Below are 23,479 nucleotides of genomic sequence, written 5' to 3' on the forward strand. Positions count from 1 at the left end.
AAGGCCCCGGACCAGTTGTGGTTCGGGGGTTTTCGCGTGTCCGTGATGGTTGCGAGGGCGTCCCGAAGTGCCGACGGTCGTGGGTTCGGGACGGGATTTTGCCGGGAGGGCGTCCCGAAGTGCCGACGGTCGTGGGTTCGGGACGGGATTTTGCCGTGAGAGTGTCCCGAAGGACCGACGGTCGGTATGCCGGGACGGGTGCGTGCGGAAATCGCGTCTCGAAGGACCGACGGTCGGTATGCCGGGACGGGTGACCCGGGCAGTTCGGCACGCTGCGCTGATCAGCCCCGCACGCCGCTTCACCCGCCACCGCCCAGCGTGCGTCGGACCCGTCCAGCCACGCCATATGCTGTGCGCCTGTGAGTCTTCTTCCCTCCTGGACCCTGCACGGTGACGGCAAATCGGTTCCGGCGGGGGAGGTGGTCGCACCGGACGAGCGGCTGACCTGGCCGCGCACCGCCGGCATCGGGCTGCAGCACATCGTCGCGATGTTCGGCGCGACCTTCCTGGTGCCGCTGCTGACCGGCTTCCCGCCGTCGACGACGCTCTTCTTCTCCGGTCTCGGCACGATCATCTTCCTGCTGCTGACTGCCGGGCGGGTGCCGAGCTATCTCGGCTCGTCGTTCGCGTTCATCGCACCGATCGCCGCGGCCAAGGCCGATCACGGTATGGCGGGGGCGCTCGGCGGCATCGTGCTGGCGGGTGTCGCGCTCGCGGTGATCGGTCTCATCGTGCAGGTCGCCGGCGCGGGGTGGATCCGGGCGCTGCTGCCGCCGCTGGTGACCGGCGCGATCGTCGCGCTGATCGGCCTCAACCTGGCCGGTGCGGCCAAGGACAACTATGTGAAGGCGCCGGTCACGGCGACGGTGACCGTCGCGCTGATCTGCCTGGTGACGGTCCTCGGCAGGGGCATCCTGGGCCGGCTGGCGATCCTCGGGGGTGTCACCGCGGGTTACGTGACCGCCTGCGTGCGCGGCGAGGTCGACTTCGATGCGGTGAGCAAGGCCGACTGGGTCGGATTGCCCACCTTCCACAGCCCGCACTTCGACACCGGTGTCATCGCGCTCTTCGTGCCGGTGCTGCTCGTGCTCGTCGCCGAGAACATCGGGCACGTGAAGTCGGTCGCCCAGATGACTGCGCGCGACCTGGACGACGTGCAGGGGCGGGCGCTGTTCGCCGACGGCATCTCCACCGCGCTCGCAGGCGTCGGCGGTGGGTCGGGCACGACGACATACGCCGAGAACATCGGGGTGATGGCGGCGACCAAGGTCTACTCGACGGCGGCCTACTGGTTCGCGGCGCTCGGTGCCCTCGTGCTGAGCTTCTGCCCGAAGTTCGGTGAGGCGATCGCGACCATCCCGGTCGGCGTCCTCGGCGGAGCGGGCGTGGTGCTCTACGGCATGATCGGGCTGCTCGGTGCGCGGATCTGGATCGAGGCACGCATCGACTTCGGCAACGCGATCAACCTGACCCCGGCCGCGATCGGGCTGATCATCGGCATCGCGGACTTCACCTGGACGATCGGCGACGTGCAACTCGCGGGCATCGCGCTGGGCACCATGGCGGTGTTGGTCGCCTATCACCTGATGCGCGCGATCAACACGGTCAGCAAGGTGCTGCCGGATCCGACCACGCCGGCCCCGATGGTGCAGCTGGATCGGAACGATGGACTCGCGCCCGAGCCGACCGTCGACCTGGTGAAGTGAGCGAACCGGACCATTCTTGTCACCGCCCGGTGGCAGGCTGGGAGGTATGACGAAGAACCCGACTCCGGGACGCATGGGTGGCACCTCGGACCGTCCGGCGCGTTTCTTCGCCGATGCGGCCGAGTTCGGCGCGTGGCTGGCGGCGCACCACGACACCGAGACCGAGCTGTGGATGGGCCTGGCCAAGAAACACGTGGCCGACCGTGGCCTGACCTGGGCCGACGCGGTCCCGGAGGCCCTGTGCTGGGGCTGGATCGACTCGGTCGCGCAGCGGATCGATGACGACTTCGTGCGCCAGCGCTGGACGCCGCGTAAGCGCACCAGTCACTGGAGCAAGGTCAACCTCGAGCTTGTCGAACGCCTGCGCGGGGAGGGCAGGATGCAGCCGGCGGGCCTGGCCATCTGGGAGGCGCGGCGCAGAGAGGCAGCGCCATACACCCACGAGCGGGAAGGGCCGCTCGAGCTGCCGCCGGCCTACGCCGCGCAGCTGGCGGCGTCGCCTGCTGCGACCGCTTTCTGGCAGGTGACCACCAACAGCTACCGCCGCGTGTGCGTCAACTGGGTCCTCAGCGCGAAGCAGCAGACGACACGCGACCGGCGGATGGCACAGCTCGTCGGGGACAGTGCCGCGGGGCGACTGATCCCGAGCCAGCGCTACGGCGCGACGCCCGGCTGGGTCGAGCGCGCGGCTGCCGCTGCTGCTGCGGCCGGCTGACGGCTCAGGCCGCTACTTCGGCGTGTCCGGCGAGTGCGAGGCACCCGCCCAGCGTGGCGATGAAGCCCAGCACGGCGACCGCGGCGAAGCCGTGGCGCACCGAGTCGCCCAACCAGGCGAGCCCGATCACCGCCGGTATGACGGTCTCCACGGCGAAGGTGATCGCTGCGACGCTGGTGGTCCGGCCGCGTTCGAGCGCGAAACCGTAGGCCACGACCGCCACCGCCCCGGCCAGCACCAGCGCCCAGAGTTGTGGCTGAAACACCGTGCGCCACAAGGGATTCGATGCATCGAGCACCCGTGCCACGATCCCGGTGAGACCGAAACCGAGGCCACTCGCGGCCGCCAGCACCAGTGATGATCTCGCACGGTCGCGATCGGCCAGGCCCACGGCGAAGGTCAGCGCCACCACCACGGCGCCGGCGAGCAACAGCCAGCCGCCGGTGGCGTCCATCCGGTGTGCCGGACCTTCGTGCGCGCCGACCGCCAGCAGCACCAGCCCGGAACCGGTGACCACGAGCGCCCCGATCTCCAGCGCAGCGAGCCGCAGGCCGAGGAACGCGACCGCCAGCACGGCGGTCACGCCGACGGAGGACGCCAGCATCGACTCGACCAGGAAGAGCGGCAGTGTCTGCAGGGCGGCGAGGCTGGCGATGAACCCCGCGCCGTCGAGTGCGAGGCCCACGGCATACAACCGGCCGGCGCGAGCACGTGCCGGCCAGGACGAGGCGTGCGGGACTGCCGCCATACGCCGCACACCGACGGCCTGTAGGACGGTCGCGGTGCCATAGGCGAGTGCCCCGAGGACCGCACCCAGCAACGCCAGCATGCGGTGATGGTGTCACGGCATGCTGCATCCCTCGCTCAGGTCACAACGCCTTGAAGTCGATCTTCTCGGCGAGCACCGGCCGCAGCCGCTCGGCATACGTGGTGGTGAGGTGATGGTCGTCCCGATAGACGATCGTGCCGTCCACGACGATCGGGCAGACGTCGTCGTGGCACTCCCACGGCCGCATGTCGATGTAGTCGGCGCCGTGCTTGGCTGCGGTGCTCTTCCATGCCGCATCGCGCGCGACGGTGACCTTGTCCGGGCTCTCGGCGCAGGTGCTCAGGTTCGCCGTGCGTGAGCCGAGGCAGGTGCCGGCGTCCTTGGGCAGTCGCGACTGGTCGGAGATGATGTCGACCTCGTCGGTGACGGTGTGCAGTTCTTCGAGGGTGCGTGCCGCACCCGCCTTGAAGAGCTCGGTGCCCTTGGCACCAGGCATCTCCTTGCCCGTGTCCGGGTCGAGGATCGGGGTGTCCAGGAGGCCGCTGAGGATGACGAGCTTCGGCTTGATCTGCTTGATCTGCTGCATGGCCCACGTGCGGTAGGTGTCGCACTGGTCGTAGGCGATGCCCTTGTAGCGCAGGTGGACATCCGCCGGCATGCAGCCGGCCTTGGTCAGCGGGATCAGCTTGATGTGGTGCTGCTTCGCCATCGCGCTCAGCGGCTTCAACCACTGCGCGGCGTGCGAATCGCCATAGATGACAACGGTTGTCGTCGCCTTGGTGTCACCGGAAGGACACAACTTGTGCGATGTCTTGTCCCGAGTGCCGGCCCAGCAGTCGTCCGAGGGCTCGGTCTTGTCGTCCTCCAGGTGCACGAGGCTCGGCACGAGCTTGGTCGGCAGCGCATCACCCGCCTGCGCCTTGTCGCTGGCCTTGGCCACTTCGGCGCGCAGCGACGACACGGCGGACGGCTTCTTGGCCTCCTTCTGGGCGACCTTCTGCGCCGCGGCCGCCGTCGTCGAGGACTGCGCCATCGTCGACTGGTAGATGACCGCCGCCGGAGCGAGGACCATCGCAAGAGCGGCCGGCCACAGTGCCAACGCGCGGACGGTCGTATGGCGCCCTCGTCGCTTGGTCGACCGGAAGGGCGTCTCCACCCAGCGGTAGCTCAACCAGGCCAGCGCGATGGCCACCACGATGAGCATCAGCTTGTACCGGATGCGCAGCTGGCCCCCGGCATACGCATTGGCGAGGATCAGCACCGGCCAGTGCACCAGGTAGACGGAGTAGGAGATGTCCCCGATGAACCGCACCGGCCGGATCCCGAGCACGAGCGTTGCGCCGTAGCGCGGCCCGTCGATACCGCCGGCGAGGATCAGCACGGCACCGAGGACGGGCACCAGGGCAGCGACGCCGGGGAAGGGCGTCGCGGGCGTGTAGACCACCGCGGCGAACAACACCGCCGCCAGACCGGTCCAGGACATGACTGCCTTCACCCTGTCCGGCAGGTGTCCGACGTGATGCGCGGTGAGCGCCAGCAGCGAGCCGAGGCCCAGCTCCCAGCCGCGGGTGAAGGTCGAGAAGTATGCCGACTGCGGCGACGCGGCGGTGTCGTGGATGGACCAGCCGAGCGAGATGAGGCTGAGCAGCGCGATCAGGACCGTCGCGCGGCGCAGCGCCTGCGTCCGGCCGAGCGCGATCCTGGCCCGCGTGGCCCGCGGGCCGCGGCTGATCAGCTTCTCGCGTCGGCGCCAGGGGAGCACGAGCATCAGCGCGATGAGCACCGGCCACACGAGGTAGAACTGCTCCTCGACGGCGAGCGACCAGAAGTGCTGGACCGGCGTCTCGAACGTCGCGGCGGCGAAGTAGTCGTTGCCGGCCTGCGCGAAGTGCAGGTTCGCGGCGAAGAACGCGGCCCACCTGACGTCGGTGGCGACCTTGCTGAGGTCGCCGTCGGTGTAGACCAACGTCGACACCAGCAACGTCAGCAGCAGGGTGACCGATGCGGCGGGGAGGATGCGGCGGGCGCGCTTGGCGTAGAACCCCGCGAACGACACCCGTCCGGTGGAGCGCACCTCGCGGGCGAGCAGTCCGGTGATCAGGAAGCCGGAGACGACGAAGAAGACGTCGACTCCGATGTAGCCGCCGGCGAGGATGTGCTTGATCTCGGCATGACTCGCGACCACCAGCAGCACCGCGATCGCGCGCATGCCCTGGATGTCCGGACGCTGGCCGTGGCCCTCGGACCGGTCGGCACTGCCGGACCGCGCGGACGTGGCGGCGCCGCGGGAGCCGTGCGCCGGGCCGCGGGCATGCGGATCCGAAACATCTGTAGCTGATGGGAGCGCTGTGGCCACCCGGACACCCTTTGCTCAGATCGACGACGATTGCCAAGCCCATTTGTCAATGGGCTCATGATCACGATTCCATAAATTCCGGGTGAATGGCCAGTTGAGAATCGTGCATGCGTGTCATCGCGCCGTCGATGATGCCCGAGTCGGCGCCCCGATGGTGGGATGGGGCCGGGGAAGTTTCCGGCTGCCGAATTCATCGTGACCGACAGGGAGCGCCCCGGCCGCCCCGGACCCGGCGGGGGACACAATGGGTGCCATGGCGACTATCGCGGACTCGATCATTCGCACGCTCAAGGCAAGCGGCGTCCGCCGGCTGTATGGCGTGCCGGGCGACTCCCTCAACGGGCTGACCGACGCACTGCGCCGCGACGGCGACCTGCAGTGGGCGCACGTGCGCAACGAGGAGGTCGGCGCGTTCGCAGCCGGGGCGGAGGCGCAGCTGACCGGCGAGCTCGCGGTCTGTGTCGGCAGCTGCGGACCGGGCAACGTCCACCTCATCAACGGGCTGTATGACGCCGGCCGCAGCCACGCGCCGGTGCTGGCGATCGCCGCGCAGATCCCGCGGGAGGAGATCGGCAGCGGCTACTTCCAGGAGACCCACCCGACGCAGATCTTCAACGAGTGCAGCGTCTACGCCGAGTTGGTGTCCTGCGCCGAGCAGTTCCCGGTGGTGTTCCAGCAGGCGCTGCAGGCGGCGATCAGTCGCCGCGGTGTCGCGGTGATCGTGGTTCCCGGCGAGATCTTCATGGAGGAGTGGTCCGCGCCCGACGTGCTGCCGGTGCGAACCCGAGAGTCGGTCGTGCTGCCGCCGGCGCAGGACCTGGAGGCCGCCGCCGAGATCATCGGGAAGTCCAAACGTCCCGCCATACTCGCCGGTGCCGGGTGTGCCGGTGCGCACGACGAGCTCGTGGCGTTCGCCGATGCGATCAAGGCTCCCGTCGTGCACTCGCTGCGCGGCAAGGAATGGATCGAGTGGGACAACCCCTACGACGTCGGGCTCACCGGTCTCATCGGCTACGACTCCGGCTACCGCGCGATGGAGCACTGCGACGTGCTGATCATGGCCGGGACCGACTTCCCCTACCGGCCGTTCCTGCCCGACGACGTGCCGGTCATCCAGATAGACGTGCGCGGCGAGCGCATCGGGCGGCGTGTCCAGGTGTCCAACCCGCTGGTCGGGACGGTGCGAGACACGTTGCCGCAGTTGCAATCCCGCATCAAGGGTGAGCACGACAGCAGCTTCGCGGACACTATCGTCAAGCACCACCGCAAGCGCCGCGCGAAGCTGGACGAGCTGGCCGAGCCCGGTAAGCCGAGGGAGACGCCGCTGCACCCGCAGTTCGTCACCGACGTCATCGACAAGGCGGCCACCGACGATGCGGTCTTCACCTGCGACGTCGGGACGCCCACGGTCTGGGCGGCGCGCTACGTGCGGATGAACGGCAAGCGCCGGCTGCTCGGCTCCTTCAACCACGGGTCGATGGCCAATGCGCTCGCCCAGGCGATCGGCGCTTCCGCGGCATACCCGCAGCGGCAGGTGGTGGCGCTCGCGGGCGACGGCGGCCTGGCGATGCTGCTGGGCGATCTGATCACGCTGCGGCAGCTCAACCTCCCGGTGAAGGTGATGGTCTACAACAACAGCGCGCTCAGTTTCGTCGAGCTGGAGATGAAGCAGGCCGGGCTGATCAACTTCGGCACCGGTCTGGACAACCCCGACTTCGCGGCGATCGCGGACGCGATCGGCATCCGTGGCTTCCGCGCCGAGCGCACCAAGGACGTCCAGGACTGCGTCCAGGACGCGTTCAAGCACGACGGCCCGGCGCTGGTCGACCTGCGGGTCGCCCGGCAGGAGTTGTCGCTGCCGCCGAAGATCACGCTGTCACAGGTCAAGGGCTTCACCCTCTACGCGACCCGCACCGTGCTGTCAGGGCGGGGCAGCGAGATCGTCGAGCTGGCGCGCACCAACCTGCAGCAGCTCTGAGCCCCCAGCGGATCGAGTAGCCGCCCGCGCTGATCGAGTGCCCGGAGGAGCGCAGCGGGGGAGGGTGTATCGAGATCAAGCACAAGGGATGCCGATTGGGTCGGCGCCCGCTCGGACAAATAAGCTGGCCCGCATGTGTGGAATCGTCGGCTACTTCGGCCCAGGTGGCAACGCAGCTCTGCTGCAACGGATGAACGACTGCCAGGCGCACCGCGGGCCCGACGGCGAAGGCACCTTCAGCGACGGTCCGGTGGGCCTCGGCCACCGCCGATTGTCGATCATCGACGTGGCGCACGGCCAGCAGCCGATGACGACCGCCGACGGTCGCTACACGATCGTCTACAACGGCGAGGTCTACAACTACCTGCCGCTGCGCGAGGAGCTGCGCGGGCTCGGGCACGAGTTCAGCACCGACTCCGACACCGAGGTCGTGCTCGCCGCGTTCGCGCAGTGGGGCACCGAGGCGTTCGACCGGTTCAACGGCATGTGGGGCCTGGCGATCTGGGACGGCGAGGAGCAGCGCCTGACGCTGAGCCGTGACCACTTCGGTATCAAGCCCGTCTATGTCGCCCAGCTCGGCGACACCCTGGTCTTCTCCTCGGAGATCAAGTCGATCCTGGCGTCCGATCTCTACGACCCGAAACCCAACGACCGCACCGTTTTTCGCTACCTGCGCTTCCGCATCCACGAGGACGGCCGCGAGACCTTCTTCGACGGCATCGAGCGGCTGGAGCCGGGCGAGGCCATGACGATCGATGCCAGCGGGACGAAGCGGGCGCCATACACCCGTCTGCGCGAGGAACTCGCCGAGCTCGCCAAGGAGCAACGCCCGTATGACGACGCGGCCGCCGCCGACTACAAGGCGCGGCTGATCGAGGCGGTGCGGCTGCGGCTGCAGTCCGAGGTGCCGGTTGGCACATCGCTGTCCGGTGGACTCGACTCCAGCGCGGTCGCGGTGATCATCAACCAATTGCTCAACGCCGGCGACGAGACGACCACCGAAGCCGTTGGCGCACAACAGAACACCTTCTCCGCGGTGTTCCCCGGCTCACTGAACGACGAGGAGAAGTACGTCGACGCAGTGCTCGACATCTGTCGCGGGCACGTCGACGCCCACAAGATCAAGCCGACGGCTGACGAGTTCAAGGCCGACCTGCGCGACTTCATCCGTGCGCAGGAGGAGCCGCTGATCTCCTCCGGCCCCTACGCGCAGTACCAGGTGATGCGCGAAGCGACCCAGCACGTCACGGTGCTGCTCGACGGCCAGGGCGCCGACGAGATGATGGCCGGCTACATCCCCTACTACTTCGTCTACCTGCGCCAGCTGAAGGCGCAGGGCGCCAAGCTCGCGGCCGCGGAGCTGTCCAAGAGCCTGGACGTCATCTACCGGCTCGGTCGCTTCAAGATGCAGGCGAAACTCAAGGGCCGCAAGGGAATTCCGATGACCCAGCTGCTCGCGAACGACTTCGTCTCGGCGCACGCGGCGGAGACCTACACGGTCGAGGGCGCCAACCTCAAGAAGCGCCTCATCGAGGACCTCTTCATCGGGTCACTGCCGTCGTTGCTGCGCTACGAGGACAAGAACACCATGCGCTTCTCACTCGAGGGTCGCGTGCCGTTCCTCGACAAGGAGGTCGTGAAGTTCATCTTCAGCCTGTCCGACGAGGCGATCATCAAGGGCGGCTGGAACAAGCGCATCCTGCGCGACGCAACCCGTGGCCTGTTGCCGGACATGATCAACCGCCGGCGCAACAAGATCGGCTTCACCACCCCGCAGGGCGAGTGGTTCATGCGGCTGAAGAACCACTTCTACAACATCTTTCTCTCGGAGTCGTTCGCGAACCGGCCCTACTTCGACCAGTCCGAGGTGCTGCACGCCTTCGAGGGCTGGATCAAGGGCACCAACGACGTCGACTCGATGGTCTTCTGGCGGATGCTCAACGTGGAGATGTGGCTGCAGGAGTTCTTCGACGAGAAGGAGCCGGAGGACGACAAGCCGGCTCGCATCAAGACAGACCTGGAGCCCAACGAGGGCAAGCAGCTGGACCTGGTCACGGCCTCCGGCCAGACGGTGCGGCGGTACCCGCTGCGCACGGAGCTGTTCAGCCGTGACGACGACCTCGACAGCCGGGTCATGGCGCAGATCGACCGGTTCTTCGAGACGCTCGACGCCGACTCCGAGCACGCCGCGGAGCTGGCCGGGAAGCGTTGGTACTACTTCATTTCCGAGAAGATCGTCGCAATCACCCAGGGTCGTTCCTACTTCATCTGGGACATCAACGTCGGGCGTCCGGCGCGCGTGCTGTCCAAATACGTCACGCGCACGCCGGCCGGCATCGGCCTGGGTTCGCCGTTCACCATGCAGCTGGCGATCCAGGAAGCCGGCCTGCCTCGGGTGCTCTACGCCAGCGCCGGGGGAGCGGTCGGCAAGCTCGTCGGCAAGCGCGGCATGTTCTACGAGCTGGTCGGCGGCGACATCCGGGCGATCGACGGTCCCACCGAATACTCGGCATACCCCTCGAACGTCTCGGCCAAGCTCGCGCCCAAGGACCCGAACGACGTCGCCGCCCGGCTGACCGCCGCCATCCGTGCGCGCGTGCCGGCGGCATACAAGGACACCTTCGGGGGCACGATCGTCATGGATGCCAACGACATCGGCCGCAACGTCCTGGGCAGTGACGTCCCGGGCGACTGGTCGCGTTTCGAGGAGATGTTCGCCGACAACCCGCTCGGTCAGGGCGGCGAGCAGACCCCGATGGCGATCGTCGTCGAGCACTGACAGCACCGCCGGATCAACCCCTTTCGCCGAGAGGCTCACACAAGTACCGAGAGGCTCAGAAGAATCACGCCGGGCCGCGCGATTCTTCTGAGCCTCTCGGCGTTTCTGAGCCTCTCGGCGATGGTGCGGCGGTCAGTCCGCGGCCGGCTCGGCGGTCGCGGACTCACGCTCCACCTGCCGCTTGCGGTAGGTCAGGTTGAGCGCCTCGACAGCCATCGCGAAGGCGATCGGGCCGTAGATCACCGGCTTGTCGATGTGTACGTCGAAGCTCTCCGCGATGAGCGTCGAGCCGATCAGCACCAGGAAGCTGAGCGCCAGCATCTTGACGGTGGGGTGCTTGTTGACGAAGGCACTGATGCGGCCGGCGAAGATCATCATCAGACCGATGGACAGGGTGACCGCGGCGATCATGATCGCCAACTGGTCGACCATGCCGACCGCCGTGATGACTGAGTCCAATGAGAAGACCGCGTCGAGCAACAGGATCTGCACGATGACGCGCGCGAAGGTCGAGGTTGCGCCAGCGGTACCGGCGGGTGCGTCGTCGCCCGCGCCCTCGAGCTTCTCGTGGATCTCGGTGACGGCCTTGTAGACCAGGAAGAGTCCGCCGAGCAACAGGATCATGTCGCGTCCGGACAACTGGAGCGCGTCCGCGTCGCCGATGGAGAAGATCGTCGCGGTCAACCCGATGATCCAGGACGCGACGGCCAGCAGCACGATGCGCATCAGCAGCGCGAGCGCGAGTCCGATGGTGCGCGCCCTGGCACGCTGCCGCTCCGGCAAACGGCCGGTCAGGATCGAGATGAAGACGACGTTGTCGATGCCGAGTACGAGCTCGAGGGCGAACAAGGTCAGGAAGGCGACCCACAGGTCGGGACTGGTCATGAAGGCCATGGGGTCGGTTCAACGGAGCGCGTCCCGGAGTGGTTCCCGGGCGGCGTCGGCCCGTTCCGCGGGATCGTGCACCGAGCACCCTCCGACGCCCGGTAAGCTGTAGTGCAAGGTCCACCCTGTCCGTCCGGTGGATTCTTCGCCGTACATCTCAAGGAGCTGACTCTTCGTGAGCCTGCAGGTCGAAATCGTCGCCCCGGACCGCATCGTGTGGTCCGGCGACGCCAGCCAGCTGTCCGCCCGGACCGTCGAGGGTGAGATCGGCATCCTGCCGGGACACGAGCCGATGCTCGCGGTCCTCGGCAACGGTGACGTCCTGGTCGATCCCGTCGGTGGGCAGCGCGAAACCGTGACGATCGACGGCGGCTTCATGTCGGTCGACAACGACAAGGTGACGCTCGTCGCCGAGCGCGTCGACGCAGCCGGCCTCGGGGCCTGAGAAGGAGCACGGATGATCGCGACGATCGACTGGGTGGCAGTCGGTCTCGCGTGCCTGCTCCTATTGGTCGTCCTGGGGCTCGCGTCCCTCATCGTCCGTCGTCACCTCATCGCTCGCGGTGAGCCGCTGGCCATGGTGGCCGTGGAGCGTGGCGAAGGCTGGAAGCTCCGCATGACCCGCTTCAGCACCGACTCGGTGCAAGGGTTCTCGGTGATCGGGGTCGGCCTGCGGCCGCGTTTCGTATGGCGCCGCGGCGATCTCGATCTCGGCGCACCCAGTGTTCTTGCACGTAACAAACCGATCGCCATCACCGACCCCGTGCAGGTCGAGTGCACCGTCGGCGACGAGACCTTCCTGATCGCGATCGCACCCGGCGACTACACGGCGCTGCGCTCCTGGTCGGAGTCCGCACCGCCGGGCCTCAACGCCAACGTCGCGTGACTGCCTCTCGCAGCCGACTCGCACACTTCCCGCCGAGTGGCACACCTGCAGGTGTGCCACTCGGCGTCAGCTGTGCCAGTCGGTGAATCGTGGACGTCGTGGCTGACGGGCCGGGTCCCACCGGCGCCATCCGGGATCTCCTGCCGGGGGCACGCCCGCGGCATACAGGATCTGACGCAGTGGCTCGCCATGCCATGCCTCTCGCCATCCCCGGCGCCCGACTCCGAGGCCGGTGCGCCGGACACGCCCCTCCGGGCGCTTCTCCTTCCACAGCACGTCCTGCGCGATGTACTTGACCTTGCCGTCGAACTCTCCGACCAATCCCGGCCAGCCGAAGTCGGCGTAGCTGAAGCAGCCGCCGTCGTCCTCGAGCTTCACCTGCAGGCCGGTTGCGCGAGGCCGAACTCGTACATGCGGGCGCGGCTGAGTGACTCACCGGGCGACTCCGACCGCCCGTCCGCCAGATGTATGGCGAGGGCCGCCCGTCGCCGGCCACGGGCGCCCGACGGAAGGCGCCCGACCTCGTCGTCCAGGTCCGCCCAGGAGCATTTGTCGGAGTACAGCGCGGCATCAGCGACGACCAGTTCCTGCGCCAGCGTCCCGATCCGCGCTCCGCGCAGCTCAGGATCTCCCGCGGTCGTAGCCGCTCGACGTCATCGTGCATTCGTCGATCGTGGCGGCGTGCCGGTCGACGGTATGACGCGCCCGGCGGATTACTGCTGTTGCTGCTCCTCGCGGCCGCCGCCGGGCTGCCACAGCACGTCGCCGCCGGGCAGGTTCGCCACCCGCGCCGCGAGGAAGAGCAGGTCGGACAGCCGGTTGAGATATTGCGCGGTCAGTGGGTTGACGCCCCCGGTGCCCTTCGCACTGCCGGCAGGTGCCTCGGCATCGCCATACGTCTCGATGGCCAGCCAGGCGGACCGCTCCGCGCGGCGTGCAACGGTGCGGGCAACGTGCAGATGCGCCGATCCCACGGTCCCGCCGGGCAGGATGAACGACCGCAACGTCTCGACCTCGTCGTTCAGCCGGTCGCAGTCGGCCTCCAGATCGTCGATCCACGGCTGCTTGACCCGCAACGGGGGGAATTCCGGCTCGACGGTCAGTGGCGTGCACAGGTCGGCGCCGACATCGAAGAGTTCGTTCTGGATGCGGTGCAACATCGCCACCAGGTCCTCGCGCAACTCGCCGGCGGCGACAGCGAGTCCGATGACGCTGTTGGTCTCGTCGGTGTCCGCGTATGCCGTCAGTCGCGGGTCGTTCTTCCCGGTTCTGCTGAAGTCGCCGAGCGCGGTGGTGCCGGCGTCGCCGGTGCGGGTGTAGATGCGGCTGAGGATGACCATGAGGCCATCGTGGCAGACGGTTCTGATGGCGCGCCCGGCCGGCGTGCGAGCGCTGCGCGAGAGGGCCGGTTATCAAACCGTGACCTGATCCTGGGCAACAAAAACGCATTGCCATGCGTCAATGAATTCGGAAGCATCGAACAAACAGGGGCTTTCGAAGGACGTTCAGACACCCTGACGGGGAAGGTGGCGGAACGATGACGCGGTTCGTGGATCACGAAGCGAGGATCGACGTGCTGAGCCACGGGACGGAGATTTCCGTCACCGGTGAGCTCAATGTGCACACGGTGGCCGATGTGCGGCTGGCTCTGGGCCGGGCGATCGACGATGGCACCGGTGACCTGGTGGTGCACCTCGGCAATGCCGAGATCGGGGACGCAACGGGCCTGGGCGTCATCGTCGGCGCCCACCACCGGGCACAGCGCGCCGGTCGCCGGCTGGTGTTGGCCGACGCGTCGATGCGCCTGGAGCGCTTGATGCGGGCGACCGGCCTGCACCGAGTGATCCCACTGTCCGTGCAGCGACTGCCGCAACCGGTCATCCTGCCGGCCTGAACGGACTGCTCAGCTGACCGCGGTCGCCGCCGCCCGCCGTGGGTCGGCAGCCGCACCGAGTTCATCGGAGTCCGTGCCGTATGCCGCACCGACCCCGCCGAAATACATGTCCAGTTGTTCGTGCTCGACCGCAACCACGCGTGCGCTGGCGACACCTGCGGCCAGGTCATCGTCCGGCTCGTAGTGCGCACGGGCACCACTCGCAGTGAGCTCCACGTGCAACCGCGGCGCGTCGATCGCTGCCGCGAGGTCGGCCCCGTTCAGGCAGTGGCGGCCGATCACCTGCGCAAGAGCGGTGGTGATGCGGTCGGCGCCCGGCGTGCCGATGGCCAGCGTCACACCGGAGGCGCTGCGCGCGGTCACCGGCGACATGTTGGACGCGAGACGGGTGCCCGGCGAGAGCGCGTGCAAGCCGAGCCGATTGAGCTCCGGCTCGCCGAGGCAGTTGTTGAGGATCAGCCCGGTGCCGGGCACTGTCACACCAGACGAGTAGCCCGCGGATGTCGTGATGGCACAGGCGTTTCCGTCACTGTCCACGACGGAGACATGTGCGGTGTCCTTGCTCGTGGGCAGCGACTCCAGACCCGTCGTTTCCAGCGCGAGCAGCAGCTCGGTCCCGGCCGCCCGCAGGTCGGTCGCTCGGTCCAGGTGCTCGGCTCGGTAGCCGAGGACCATCTCTTGTATGTCGACGAGCGTCGCAGCGGCCATCCCGCGCTCCGCGATCAGCCGCAGCATCGCGGTCAGGACGGGGCCGCCGATTGACGGCGGAGGGTTCAGCGCGACGTCCCACTCGCCGATGACGGCACGGCTGGCGGGGCGGATCACCGGTCGGTAGGCGGCCAGGTCGTCCCGCCCGATGAGGCCGCCTGTGGCTGTCACGTGTGCGGCGATGGCGTGTCCGATGGACCCGGTGTAGAGCTCCGAAATGCCTTCGTGCGCAACGAGTTCGAGGGTGTCAGCGAGGTCGGCATTGGTCATCCGGGTGCCGGGCCCGGCCGGGTCCGCCCCGTCGAAGTGCTGTGCCTTGGTCTCCGCGTCGAAGGACCACAACCCATGACCGGTCAGTTGCAGGTAATGACCCGCGGCCTGGCCCAGCACGAATCCCTCGCGGGCTGCAGAGATCGCCGGAGCCAGGATGTCGCGCCAGGACGCTCGTCCGAACCGCTCGTGCGCCAGCTGGTATGCCGCGAAAGACCCTGGTGTTGCGGCGGATCCGGACCCCGCGCCGATGGTGATGCCACCCCCATAATCCAGCGGTATGGCGCGCAGCCCGCCGCCGAACCGCCCTGGCGCTGCGCTGCGGCCCGGCATCTCGCAGTTGCCGTCGATGACCTGCGGCTCACCGTCGGCCGGCCAGACGTTGACATAGGCGCCGCCCAACGCGCTGACGATGCCCGGCTCGGTCACGTAGGTGACCGCGTGTGCCGCGATGGCGGCGTCGACAGCGGTGCCTCCCATCGCGACGACGTCGATCCCGGCCTGCGCGGCGAGGGCGTTGGGTGCGGCGATGGCGGCGCGCGTCATACCCGACCGGGCGGAGCGTTCACTCATGCTGGCACCTCCATCTTCTTCGCGTTGCGGACAAGCTTCTCAAGTCAACCGGGGTCCTCGCGAAGTATCGGAGGAGCGTGTCGGGGTCCTCACAAAGTATCCGGGGGAGCGAAGCGGAGGAGGAACTTCGTGGGGTGGTTCAGAAAAGTCGGGAGTCCGCGTCGTCCATGCCCTTGAGGGCTTCGTAATCCAAAGTGACACAACGGATCCCGCGATCCTCGGCAAGGACGCGAGCCTGCGGCTTGATCTGCTGTGCCGCGAAGACGCCGCTGACCGGCGCCAGGTGCGGGTCGCGGTTGAGCAGCTCGAGATAGCGGGTCAGCTGCTCGACACCGTCGATGTCGCCGCGGCGCTTCAGCTCGACGGCGACCGTCGCACCGTCCGCGTCCCGGCACATGATGTCGACGGGTCCGATGGCGGTCATGTATTCGCGCCGGATCAGCGAGTAGCCGTCGCCGAGGGTCGTGATGTTCTCGGCCAGCAGCGCTTGCAGTTGCGCCTCGACGCCGTCCTTGATCAGGCCGGGATCGACTCCGAGGTCGTGGCTGGAGTCGTGCAGGATCTCGTGGATGCGCACGTGCAACCGGTCCTCGGACTTGGCGTGCTGCACCGACCACACCCCGGCGACGCCCTCTTCGGCCTCGTCCGCGGTGGGCTCGATCTCAGCCATGGCGCACGGCGGCGACATCCAGTTCAGCGGCTTGTAGGAGCCGCCGTCGCTGTGGATCAGCACCGATCCGTCGGCCTTGACCATCAGCAGCCGGGTGGCCAGGGGCAGGTGGGCGGTCAGTCGGCCGACGTAGTCGACACTGCACCGGGCAATCACAACGCGCACGAGAGACGACCCTAAACCCCTGCGGCAGCCCGCATGAAGTCCTCTGTGTCTCCTGTCTCCGCGAAGAACCGGCATCCTTCCCGCGGGGACCTCGGGGCACGGCACGGCGCCCCTGAGAGACTGACCACATGGTTTCTGTCACAAAGGTCGCGGTCATCGGGCTCGGCACCATGGGTGCCGGCATCGTGGAGGTTTTCGCCAAGGGTGAGTTCGCGGTCTATGCCGTGGACGGCACCACCGAGCTGGCCGAGCGCGGCCGCGGGTTCGTCACCAAGTCGCTGGATCGCGCGGTGAGCAAGGGAAAGCTGACCGAGGCGGACCGGCACGCCACTTTGGACCGCATCACCTTCACCGCCGAGTTGACCGACCTCGTCGATGCCGACCTCGTCATCGAGGCGGTGCCGGAGCGGATGGAGATCAAGCACTCCATCTTCACCGCGCTGGACGACATCGTGCGCCCGGACGCGATCCTGGCGTCCAACACGTCCAGCCTGTCGCTCACCGAGATCGCCGCCGGAACCCGCCACCCGGAGCGGGTCGTCGGCATGCACTTCTTCAATCCGGCACCGGTGCTCAAGCTCGTCGAGGTCATCAGGACGGTGCTGGTCGACGAGTCGGTCGCCGACACGGTGCGCGAGCTGGCGCTGCAACTCGGCAAGAAGCCGGTCGTGGTGGGGGACCGCGCCGGATTCGTCGCCAACGCGCTGCTGATCCCCTACCTCTCCCGGGCGATCGCGCTCTACGAGACCGGCAAGGTCAGCCGGGTCGACCTGGACAACGCCGGGCGCGTCGGCATCGGTCTGCCGATGGGTCCGCTCACCCTGTGCGACCTGGTCGGCCTCGACGTCGTCCATGAGGTCTGCAAGGTCATGTACGACGCGACCAAGCGCCCCTCCGACGCTTCGCCCTCGCTGCTGCGGCAGCTGGTCCTGGCCGGACGGCTGGGGCGGAAGACCGGTCAGGGTTTCTACGACTACTCGGCCGATGCGGGGGTCGACGAGGACGCCGGCACCGATGCGATGACGACATCCGCGGCGGTCGTCGGAGAGGGCGAGTTGGCAACGCAGCTGGTGGACGCGTTCGCCGGCGCCGGCGTCACCGTCACGGCGGTCGACGGCCCCGCAGCCGGCACCGCGGACCTGGCGGGGACGCCTCTGGTGGTCGTCGTCGGCGGTGGCGCAGACGGCGGGTTCGACACCGAAGGGGACGAGGTCGATGACTGGCTGGCGACGGTCACATCGACGGTCGACGCCCGCACCGTCGTGCTCACGGCCGACGAGGTCAGCGAGTTCGTGCTCGCCGGTGTGCTGGGCGAGGACATCGCCATACTGCCGCTGCGGCTGCACCAGGAGACCAAGGGTGGTCAGGTCGCTGAGGTCGGTGTCATCCTCGGCACGACGCCGGACCAGGTGGCCATGGTGCGCGCGACGCTGGCCGCCGCGGGGTTCGTGCCGATCGCAGGTCCGGCGCGGCCGGGCGTGGTGGTCGACGCACTCCTTTTCCAGCACCTGAACGACGCGGTCGCCATGGTCGACGCAGGCTACGCGACCCCGCAGGACGTGGACACGGCCATGACGGCCGGTTGTGGCTACCCCCGCGGGCTCTTCGCGATCCTCGACGAACTCGGCGCGGACGTCGTCGCCGACGGTGTGGTGGAGCAGTCGGTGCTGGACCCGAGCGTGGTGCCCAGCCCGCTACTGCTCGAGCACGCGGCGCGTGACCTGCCCTTCCTGAGCTGACCGCCCCGGACCGTGCCCCGCCGCAACCGTCGTCCGAGCCGCCGATCGGGTCAGCCCGATCGGCGGCCGGACGTGTCGCGGGTGCTGGAGAGCGGCATACGCCGTGAGTCGTATGGCGGCAGGTCTTACGTCGTCCGTCCGGTGCGGGGCAATGCAGCCGGACGCAGCTACGTCTGCCCGGGCTGCCAGCAGTCGCTCGCATCCTCCCTGGAGCACGTCGTCGTGTGGCCGGACGACGGACTGGGAGACGTGTCGGACCGGCGGCACTGGCACACCGGGTGCTGGTCGGCGCGGGACCGTCGGCCGCCGCAGGGATCGTGGCACTGACCGGAGGCACGGTCCCCGGCCGGGCACACAAGCTGCGCGGCTAAAGTGGCGAACATGACTTCGTCTGCAGCAAACACCGCTGTCATCGTCGCCGGCGCACGCACACCGATGGGCAAGTTGCAGGGGTCGCTGTCCGGGTTCTCCGGCGCGGACCTCGGCGGCTTCGCGATCAAGGGTGCCCTGGACAAGGCCGGTGTCACCGGGGACCAGATCGACTACGTGATCATGGGCCAGGTGCTCACCGCGGGCGCCGGTCAGATGCCGGCGCGGCAGGCGGCCGCCAAGGCCGGGATCCCGATGACCGTGCCGTCACTGACCATCAACAAGGTCTGCCTGTCCGGGCTGGACGCGATCGCGCTCGCCGGCCAGCTGATCCGTGCCGGCGAGTTCGAGATCGTCGTCGCCGGTGGCCAGGAGTCGATGAGCCAGGCGCCGCACCTGCTGCCCGGCAGCCGGGGCGGTTTCAAGTACGGCGACGTGACGATGAAGGACCACATGGCTCAGGACGGCCTGTGGGACGCCTTCACGGACCAGGCGATGGGCGCACTCACCGAGCAGGCCAACACCGGTGAGCAGCAGGTGACCCGCGAGGAGCAGGACGCGTTCGGCGCTCGCAGCCACCAGCTCGCGGCCCGCGGCTGGAAGGACGGGATCTTCGACGACGAGGTCGTCAGTGTGCAGATCCCGCAGCGCAAGGGCGACCCGATCGACTTCAAGACCGACGAGGGCATCCGCCCCGAGACCACTGCGGAGAGCCTGTCCGGGTTGCGCCCGGCGTTCGCCAAGGACGGCACCATCACGGCCGGGTCCAGCTCGCCGATCTCCGACGGCGCGTGCGCTGTCGTGGTGATGAGCAAGGCCAGGGCCGAGGAGCTCGGGCTGGAGTGGCTGGCCGAGATCGGCGCACACGGCGTCGTCGCCGGCCCCGACTCCTCATTGCAGTCGCAGCCGGCCAACGCGATCAATGCCGCCTGCGAGAAGGAGGGCATCAAGGCCACCGACCTCAACCTGGTGGAGATCAACGAGGCGTTCGCGGCGGTCGGCATCGTGTCGACGCGCGAGTTGGGTGTGGACCCCGAGGTCGTCAACGTCAACGGTGGCGCGATCGCGATGGGTCACCCGATCGGTATGTCGGGAGCGCGTCTCGTGCTGCATCTCGCCCTGGAACTGCAGCGTCGCGGTGGCGGCGTCGGTGCGGCCTCCCTGTGCGGCGGTGGCGGTCAGGGTGACGCGCTCATCGTCCGCGTGCCCCAGCGCGTCGAGCTGGACTCGCAGGCCCGCAGCTGACGCGGCTGACTCGCCTGACCCAGTCGAACAACTGACTACCGTCGTTACTTTCTCGCCCGAACGGCGTTTCTGGGCGAGGAAGTGACGACAGTAGCGATTTTGTGCGCGGAGGACTGCGCCGTGCCCGGCATACACTCAGCGGGTGAAACCCCTTCAGCCTGCGATCGTGCTCGTCGGCGATGCGAACGCCGAGCAGATGCAGCGCGAGTTCAACCGTTACACCGACGACTACCGCGTGGAGTTCGCTCGCGGTCTCGGCCCGGCGATGGGCCTGGTGCAGTCCCTTCAGGCACAACACGTCGACGTGGCGCTGCTCGTCGTCGAGCTCAGCCTGCCGGACGCACCCGGCCTCATCACGGTGGACTGCCTGCACGCCGTCAGCCCGCAGTCCAAGCGGGTGATGCTCTACGGGTTCGGTGAGTTCCGGGGGAGCCGGGAAGCGTTGCGGGAGGCGCAGGTCGACGGCCGGATCGAGGCCAGTCTCCTGGTGCCCCGTGGCGAGCGGGACGAGGAGTTCCACACCGCCGTCACCGAATTGCTCTCGGACTGGGGCTGGAACTCCCATCGCCCGGTCGTCGCGGCCGCCCGCATCATCGCTCCGGAGAGCAACAGCGGCGCGGGCCGGCTGCGGGATTTCTTCGATCGGCTCGGTGTGCCGGTGCTCAATGTGACGCCGGAGTCGCCCGCGGGTGAGGAAGTGCTGCAGGACATCGAATGGCCGGACGGGACACCGGCATACCCCGTAGTCCACTCGACTCTCGGCGGGGCGATGGTCCAACCGACGATCGAGGATCTGGGCCGGATCTTCTACGCGATGGAGGAATTCGACGCGGACGACATCTTCGATCTGGTCATCATCGGCGCCGGACCGGCCGGACTGGGTGCCGCTGTGTACGGCGCGTCCGAGGGGTTGTCCACCGTGGTCTTCGACGCGGACGCCGTCGGCGGGCAGGCCGGCTCCAGCTCGATGATCCGCAACTACCTCGGCTTCCCACGCGGCATCTCCGGGATGCGGCTGGCTCAGCGGGCCCGCTCGCAGGCGGCGCGGTTCGGCGCCAAGCTCTATTCGGCCCGTGCCGTACGAGGTATGACGCTGCCGGCCAACCCGGGCGGGCACCACCTCATCCACCTGCAGGACGGCGACGTCAAGGCGCGATCGGTGGTCATCGCGGCCGGCGTGCAATATCGCCGGATCGGCGTCGACACCATCGAGGAGTTCGTCGGCCTCGGGGTGCATTACGGTGCCGCGACCAGCGCTGCGCGCGGCTGCGAGGGCAAGGACGTCGTGGTGGTCGGCGGCGGCAACTCCGCGGGGCAGGCGGCGGTGCACCTTTCCCGGTTCGCGCGGTCGGTGAAGATCATCGTGCGTCGCCCCGACCTCAGCGAGACGATGTCGGAGTACCTCATCCGGGAGATCGACGCCAACCCCCGCATCGGTGTGAAGGGCTGTTCGGAGGTGATCGACGCAGGCGGCACCAACAAGCTGGAGTGGATCACCGTGCGCGACAACGAGACCGGCGCGCAGTTCCAGAAGCCGTGCGCGGGATTGTTCCTGCTGCTCGGCGCGCATCCGTCCTGTGACTGGCTGCCGGACGAGATCGCCCGGGACACCAAGGGATTCGTGCTCACCGGTCGCGAGGTCCCGATGGACGCCTGGATCGACAACTGCCCACCGGAGCCGTTGGGCACGACCGTCCCCGGTGTGTTCGCCGCGGGCGACATACGATCCGGCTCGATGAAGCGCGTGGCGTCGGCGAGCGGCGAGGGCGCGGCCGCCATACCGTCGGTGCACTCCTACTTGGCGTCGCTCGCACCGCAACTCGACACGGCGCAGGCGCCGCCCGCGTAGTGGAATAGCCTGGCAACATGCTCTTCGCCTTCTCCATCGCACCCGGCACCACCGACGACCCCGACGGCTCGGTCAGCGAAGCCGTCGCCGAGGCCGTGCGGGTGGTGCGCGAGTCCGGACTACCCAACGAGACCACCTCCATGTTCACCACCGTCGAAGGTGAGTGGGACGAGTGCATGGCGGTCGTCAAGGCCGCCTGCGAAGCGGTCGCAGCCAAGAGCCCGCGCGTGAGCCTGGTGCTCAAGGCCGACATGCGCGCGGGCTTCACCGGCCAACTCACCGAGAAGGTCGAGCGGGTCGAGGAGCGTCTGAAGTCCCAGCAGTGAGCAACGACCCGCGGGCTGACTTCCGGGTCGAGCGGCTCACCGACGCCGACGCCCGCGAGCTGGCGACGCTGCACATGCAGGTATGGCGCGACACGTATGTCGGCATGCTGTCCCAGGACTACCTGGACGGCATGGAGCTCGAGCCGCGGATCGCACACTGGCGCAAGCGGATCGGTGTCACGAGCGCGCGCGAGCACGGCGCCGCCGACCAGGACGATGGCGTGCGGCACCGGTCCAGGCTGGCACGGCACCTGCCGAGTGGCCGGATCGCCGGGTTCTGCATGATCGGCGGCCCGCGTGACGCCGAGGCGCCGGTGCCGCAGGAGCTGGGTGCGCTCAACGTGCTGCGTGAGTTCCAGGGCACCGGGGTGGCGCGGCTGCTCGTCGACGAGACGCTCGGCGACCGTCCGGCATACCTCTGGGTGGTGCGCGAGAACCTGCGGGCGCAGGCGTTCTACCGCAAGCTCGGCTTCGCGCCGGACGGTGGCACCAAACGCGACGAGACGCTGGAATGCGACGAGATCCGCATGGTGCGTCCCGCCGCGCCCGCTCATCGGTAGAGCAACGGCTTGATCTTGGCGCTGTCCATGTTGGTCTTGTCGTACCAGTAGAAGCCGGTGTCGATCTGCTTCGGCACCGGTTTGCAGTGCAGCGCCTTGATCGCCGCCGAGACGGTCTTCTCGCCGATGGCGATCGGGTTCTGGGTGATCGCGCCCGCTTCCAGGCCGGACCGGATGGCGTCCAATTGCGCGCCGCCGGAGTCGAATCCGACGATCACGACGTTCTTGTTGCCGCTCTCCTTGGCGCCTTGTACGACGCCGGCCGCTGATCCCTCGTTGGAGCCGTAGATGCCGGCCAGGTGCGGATGCGCGGCCAACAGGGCCTTGGCGATGTTCGCGGACTTCGAGACGTCGCCACCGCCATACTGCGGCGTGAGGAGCTTGACCTTCGGGGCGTGCTTCTTCATCCATTCCACGAAGCCGTCGCGGCGCTCGATGCCCGACACGCTGGTCTGGTCGTGCACGACGAGCGCGACGGTGCCCTTGTAGTGGATGCGCTCGGCCATGTTCTTGGCGGCTGCGGCGGCCGCCACCTTGTTGTCGGTCGCGGCGGTGGTGAGCGGCACGGGGGAGTCGACGCCGGAGTCGAACGCGATCACCGGAGTCTTCTTCTGCTGCAACTGCTTCATGATCGGCGCGGACGCCTTGGAGTCCAGCGCGGCGAAGCCGAGCGCATCCGGCTTCTTGGTCAGCGCCGTCTTCAGCATGTTGATCTGGTCCTGGACATCGGACTCGGTGGCCGGGCCGTTGAACGTGATCCGGGCGCCTTCCTTGGCCGCCTGCTTCTTCGCGCCCTTGTAGACGGCCTGCCAGTACTGCTGCTGAAAACCCTTGGAAATGATGGCGATGTAGGGCTTCTTGCCGTCCTTGATCGGCGTGCACCCGGCCTGCACACCGTGTGACGCTGCGGCCGTGCCGCTCAGGTCGTCCTTGTAGTCGCTGGCTCGCATACAGCCGCTGGTGGACATCGCGATGAGGGCCACTCCGACAGCGGCGACCGCCCAACTGTGGCGTCGGGCAGTGTCTCGTGCAGTCAC

The 23,479-nt window shown here is 68.3% G+C and carries 21 protein-coding genes; 13 read left to right on the forward strand and 8 right to left on the reverse strand.

The window, feature by feature from the left end; translation table 11 throughout:
* Positions 1–359 precede the first annotated feature (359 nt).
* Together IEX71_RS00720 and IEX71_RS00725 are read left to right on the forward strand one after the other, a co-directional pair.
* Positions 360–1,706, forward strand: a complete 1,347-nt coding sequence (locus IEX71_RS00720; protein ID WP_188835071.1) for a uracil-xanthine permease family protein — start codon at positions 360–362, stop codon at positions 1,704–1,706.
* A 46-nt stretch (positions 1,707–1,752) separates the two neighbouring features.
* Entirely contained in the window at positions 1,753–2,421 is a 669-nt protein-coding gene (locus tag IEX71_RS00725) for a YdeI/OmpD-associated family protein (RefSeq protein ID WP_188835072.1), read from the forward strand.
* A 4-nt stretch (positions 2,422–2,425) separates the two neighbouring features.
* On the opposite strand, the gene IEX71_RS00730 is transcribed toward IEX71_RS00725, so the two are convergent.
* Entirely contained in the window at positions 2,426–3,250 is an 825-nt protein-coding gene (locus IEX71_RS00730; protein WP_188835073.1) for a hypothetical protein, read from the reverse strand.
* 40 nt (positions 3,251–3,290) lie between these two features.
* Positions 3,291–5,546 carry an acyltransferase family protein gene (locus IEX71_RS00735; protein ID WP_188835074.1) on the reverse strand — a complete coding sequence of 752 codons (2,256 nt, stop codon included), beginning with the start codon at positions 5,544–5,546 and terminating at the stop codon, positions 3,291–3,293.
* A gap of 253 nt (positions 5,547–5,799) precedes the next feature.
* Here IEX71_RS00735 and poxB point away from each other — a divergent pair, with 253 nt between their 5' ends.
* Together poxB and asnB are read left to right on the forward strand one after the other, a co-directional pair.
* Entirely contained in the window at positions 5,800–7,524 is a 1,725-nt protein-coding gene (gene poxB / locus IEX71_RS00740) for a ubiquinone-dependent pyruvate dehydrogenase (protein WP_188835075.1), read from the forward strand.
* 133 nt (positions 7,525–7,657) lie between these two features.
* Entirely contained in the window at positions 7,658–10,303 is a 2,646-nt protein-coding gene (gene asnB, locus IEX71_RS00745) for an asparagine synthase (glutamine-hydrolyzing) (RefSeq protein ID WP_188835076.1), read from the forward strand.
* Positions 10,304–10,435: 132 nt separating this feature from the next.
* Here asnB and IEX71_RS00750 read toward each other — a convergent pair whose 3' ends face one another.
* Positions 10,436–11,188 carry a TerC family protein gene (locus tag IEX71_RS00750; protein ID WP_229749347.1) on the reverse strand — a complete coding sequence of 251 codons (753 nt, stop codon included), beginning with the start codon at positions 11,186–11,188 and terminating at the stop codon, positions 10,436–10,438.
* Positions 11,189–11,363: 175 nt separating this feature from the next.
* Between IEX71_RS00750 and IEX71_RS00755 the strand changes: the two genes are divergently transcribed.
* Entirely contained in the window at positions 11,364–11,633 is a 270-nt protein-coding gene (locus IEX71_RS00755; protein WP_188835078.1) for a F0F1 ATP synthase subunit epsilon, read from the forward strand.
* Positions 11,634–11,645: 12 nt separating this feature from the next.
* Positions 11,646–12,074, forward strand: coding sequence for a DUF2550 family protein (locus IEX71_RS00760; protein WP_188835079.1), 429 nt, complete (start codon positions 11,646–11,648; stop codon positions 12,072–12,074).
* Positions 12,075–12,140: 66 nt separating this feature from the next.
* Here IEX71_RS00760 and IEX71_RS00765 read toward each other — a convergent pair whose 3' ends face one another.
* Together IEX71_RS00765 and IEX71_RS00770 are read right to left on the reverse strand one after the other, a co-directional pair.
* Entirely contained in the window at positions 12,141–12,452 is a 312-nt protein-coding gene (locus tag IEX71_RS00765; protein WP_188835080.1) for a hypothetical protein, read from the reverse strand.
* A 335-nt stretch (positions 12,453–12,787) separates the two neighbouring features.
* Positions 12,788–13,414, reverse strand: a complete 627-nt coding sequence (locus IEX71_RS00770) for a cob(I)yrinic acid a,c-diamide adenosyltransferase (RefSeq protein ID WP_188835081.1) — start codon at positions 13,412–13,414, stop codon at positions 12,788–12,790.
* A gap of 197 nt (positions 13,415–13,611) precedes the next feature.
* On the opposite strand from IEX71_RS00770, the gene IEX71_RS00775 reads away from it, so the two are divergent.
* Entirely contained in the window at positions 13,612–13,968 is a 357-nt protein-coding gene (locus IEX71_RS00775) for an STAS domain-containing protein (RefSeq protein ID WP_188835082.1), read from the forward strand.
* A gap of 9 nt (positions 13,969–13,977) precedes the next feature.
* Here the strand turns inward: IEX71_RS00775 and IEX71_RS00780 are convergent, their stop codons facing one another.
* Both IEX71_RS00780 and nucS read right to left on the reverse strand, forming a co-directional pair.
* Positions 13,978–15,519 (reverse strand): gamma-glutamyltransferase, encoded by a 1,542-nt coding sequence (locus IEX71_RS00780; RefSeq protein WP_229749348.1) that lies wholly within the window; start codon positions 15,517–15,519, stop codon positions 13,978–13,980.
* A 139-nt stretch (positions 15,520–15,658) separates the two neighbouring features.
* Positions 15,659–16,354 carry an endonuclease NucS gene (gene nucS, locus IEX71_RS00785; protein ID WP_188835083.1) on the reverse strand — a complete coding sequence of 232 codons (696 nt, stop codon included), beginning with the start codon at positions 16,352–16,354 and terminating at the stop codon, positions 15,659–15,661.
* A 128-nt stretch (positions 16,355–16,482) separates the two neighbouring features.
* On the opposite strand from nucS, the gene IEX71_RS00790 reads away from it, so the two are divergent.
* The 6 genes from IEX71_RS00790 to IEX71_RS00815 all read left to right on the forward strand — a co-directional run bounded on the left by IEX71_RS00790 (position 16,483) and on the right by IEX71_RS00815 (position 22,442).
* Complete coding sequence (locus tag IEX71_RS00790) at positions 16,483–18,093, forward strand: 3-hydroxyacyl-CoA dehydrogenase family protein (protein WP_188835084.1); 1,611 nt, start codon at positions 16,483–16,485, stop codon at positions 18,091–18,093.
* 12 nt (positions 18,094–18,105) lie between these two features.
* Positions 18,106–18,420: an Rv1322 family protein gene (locus IEX71_RS00795; protein WP_188835085.1), complete on the forward strand. Its 315-nt coding sequence runs from the start codon at positions 18,106–18,108 to the stop codon at positions 18,418–18,420.
* A 54-nt stretch (positions 18,421–18,474) separates the two neighbouring features.
* A complete protein-coding gene (locus IEX71_RS00800) occupies positions 18,475–19,707 on the forward strand; it encodes an acetyl-CoA C-acetyltransferase (RefSeq protein WP_188835086.1) in 1,233 nt (410 codons plus the stop codon).
* 142 nt (positions 19,708–19,849) lie between these two features.
* Positions 19,850–21,556: an NAD(P)/FAD-dependent oxidoreductase gene (locus IEX71_RS00805; protein ID WP_229749349.1), complete on the forward strand. Its 1,707-nt coding sequence runs from the start codon at positions 19,850–19,852 to the stop codon at positions 21,554–21,556.
* Between the two features lie 17 nt (positions 21,557–21,573).
* Entirely contained in the window at positions 21,574–21,882 is a 309-nt protein-coding gene (locus IEX71_RS00810; RefSeq protein ID WP_188835087.1) for an MTH1187 family thiamine-binding protein, read from the forward strand.
* A complete protein-coding gene (locus tag IEX71_RS00815; RefSeq protein ID WP_188835088.1) occupies positions 21,879–22,442 on the forward strand; it encodes a GNAT family N-acetyltransferase in 564 nt (187 codons plus the stop codon). The genes IEX71_RS00810 and IEX71_RS00815 overlap by 4 nt, the downstream gene beginning before the upstream one ends.
* Here the strand turns inward: IEX71_RS00815 and IEX71_RS00820 are convergent.
* On the reverse strand, positions 22,433–23,479 hold the full coding sequence (locus IEX71_RS00820) for an ABC transporter substrate-binding protein (protein WP_229749350.1): 1,047 nt from the start codon (positions 23,477–23,479) through the stop codon (positions 22,433–22,435). The genes IEX71_RS00815 and IEX71_RS00820 overlap by 10 nt on opposite strands.

Source organism: Flexivirga endophytica, from assembly GCF_014640635.1.
Lineage (GTDB): Bacteria > Actinomycetota > Actinomycetes > Actinomycetales > Dermatophilaceae > Flexivirga > Flexivirga endophytica.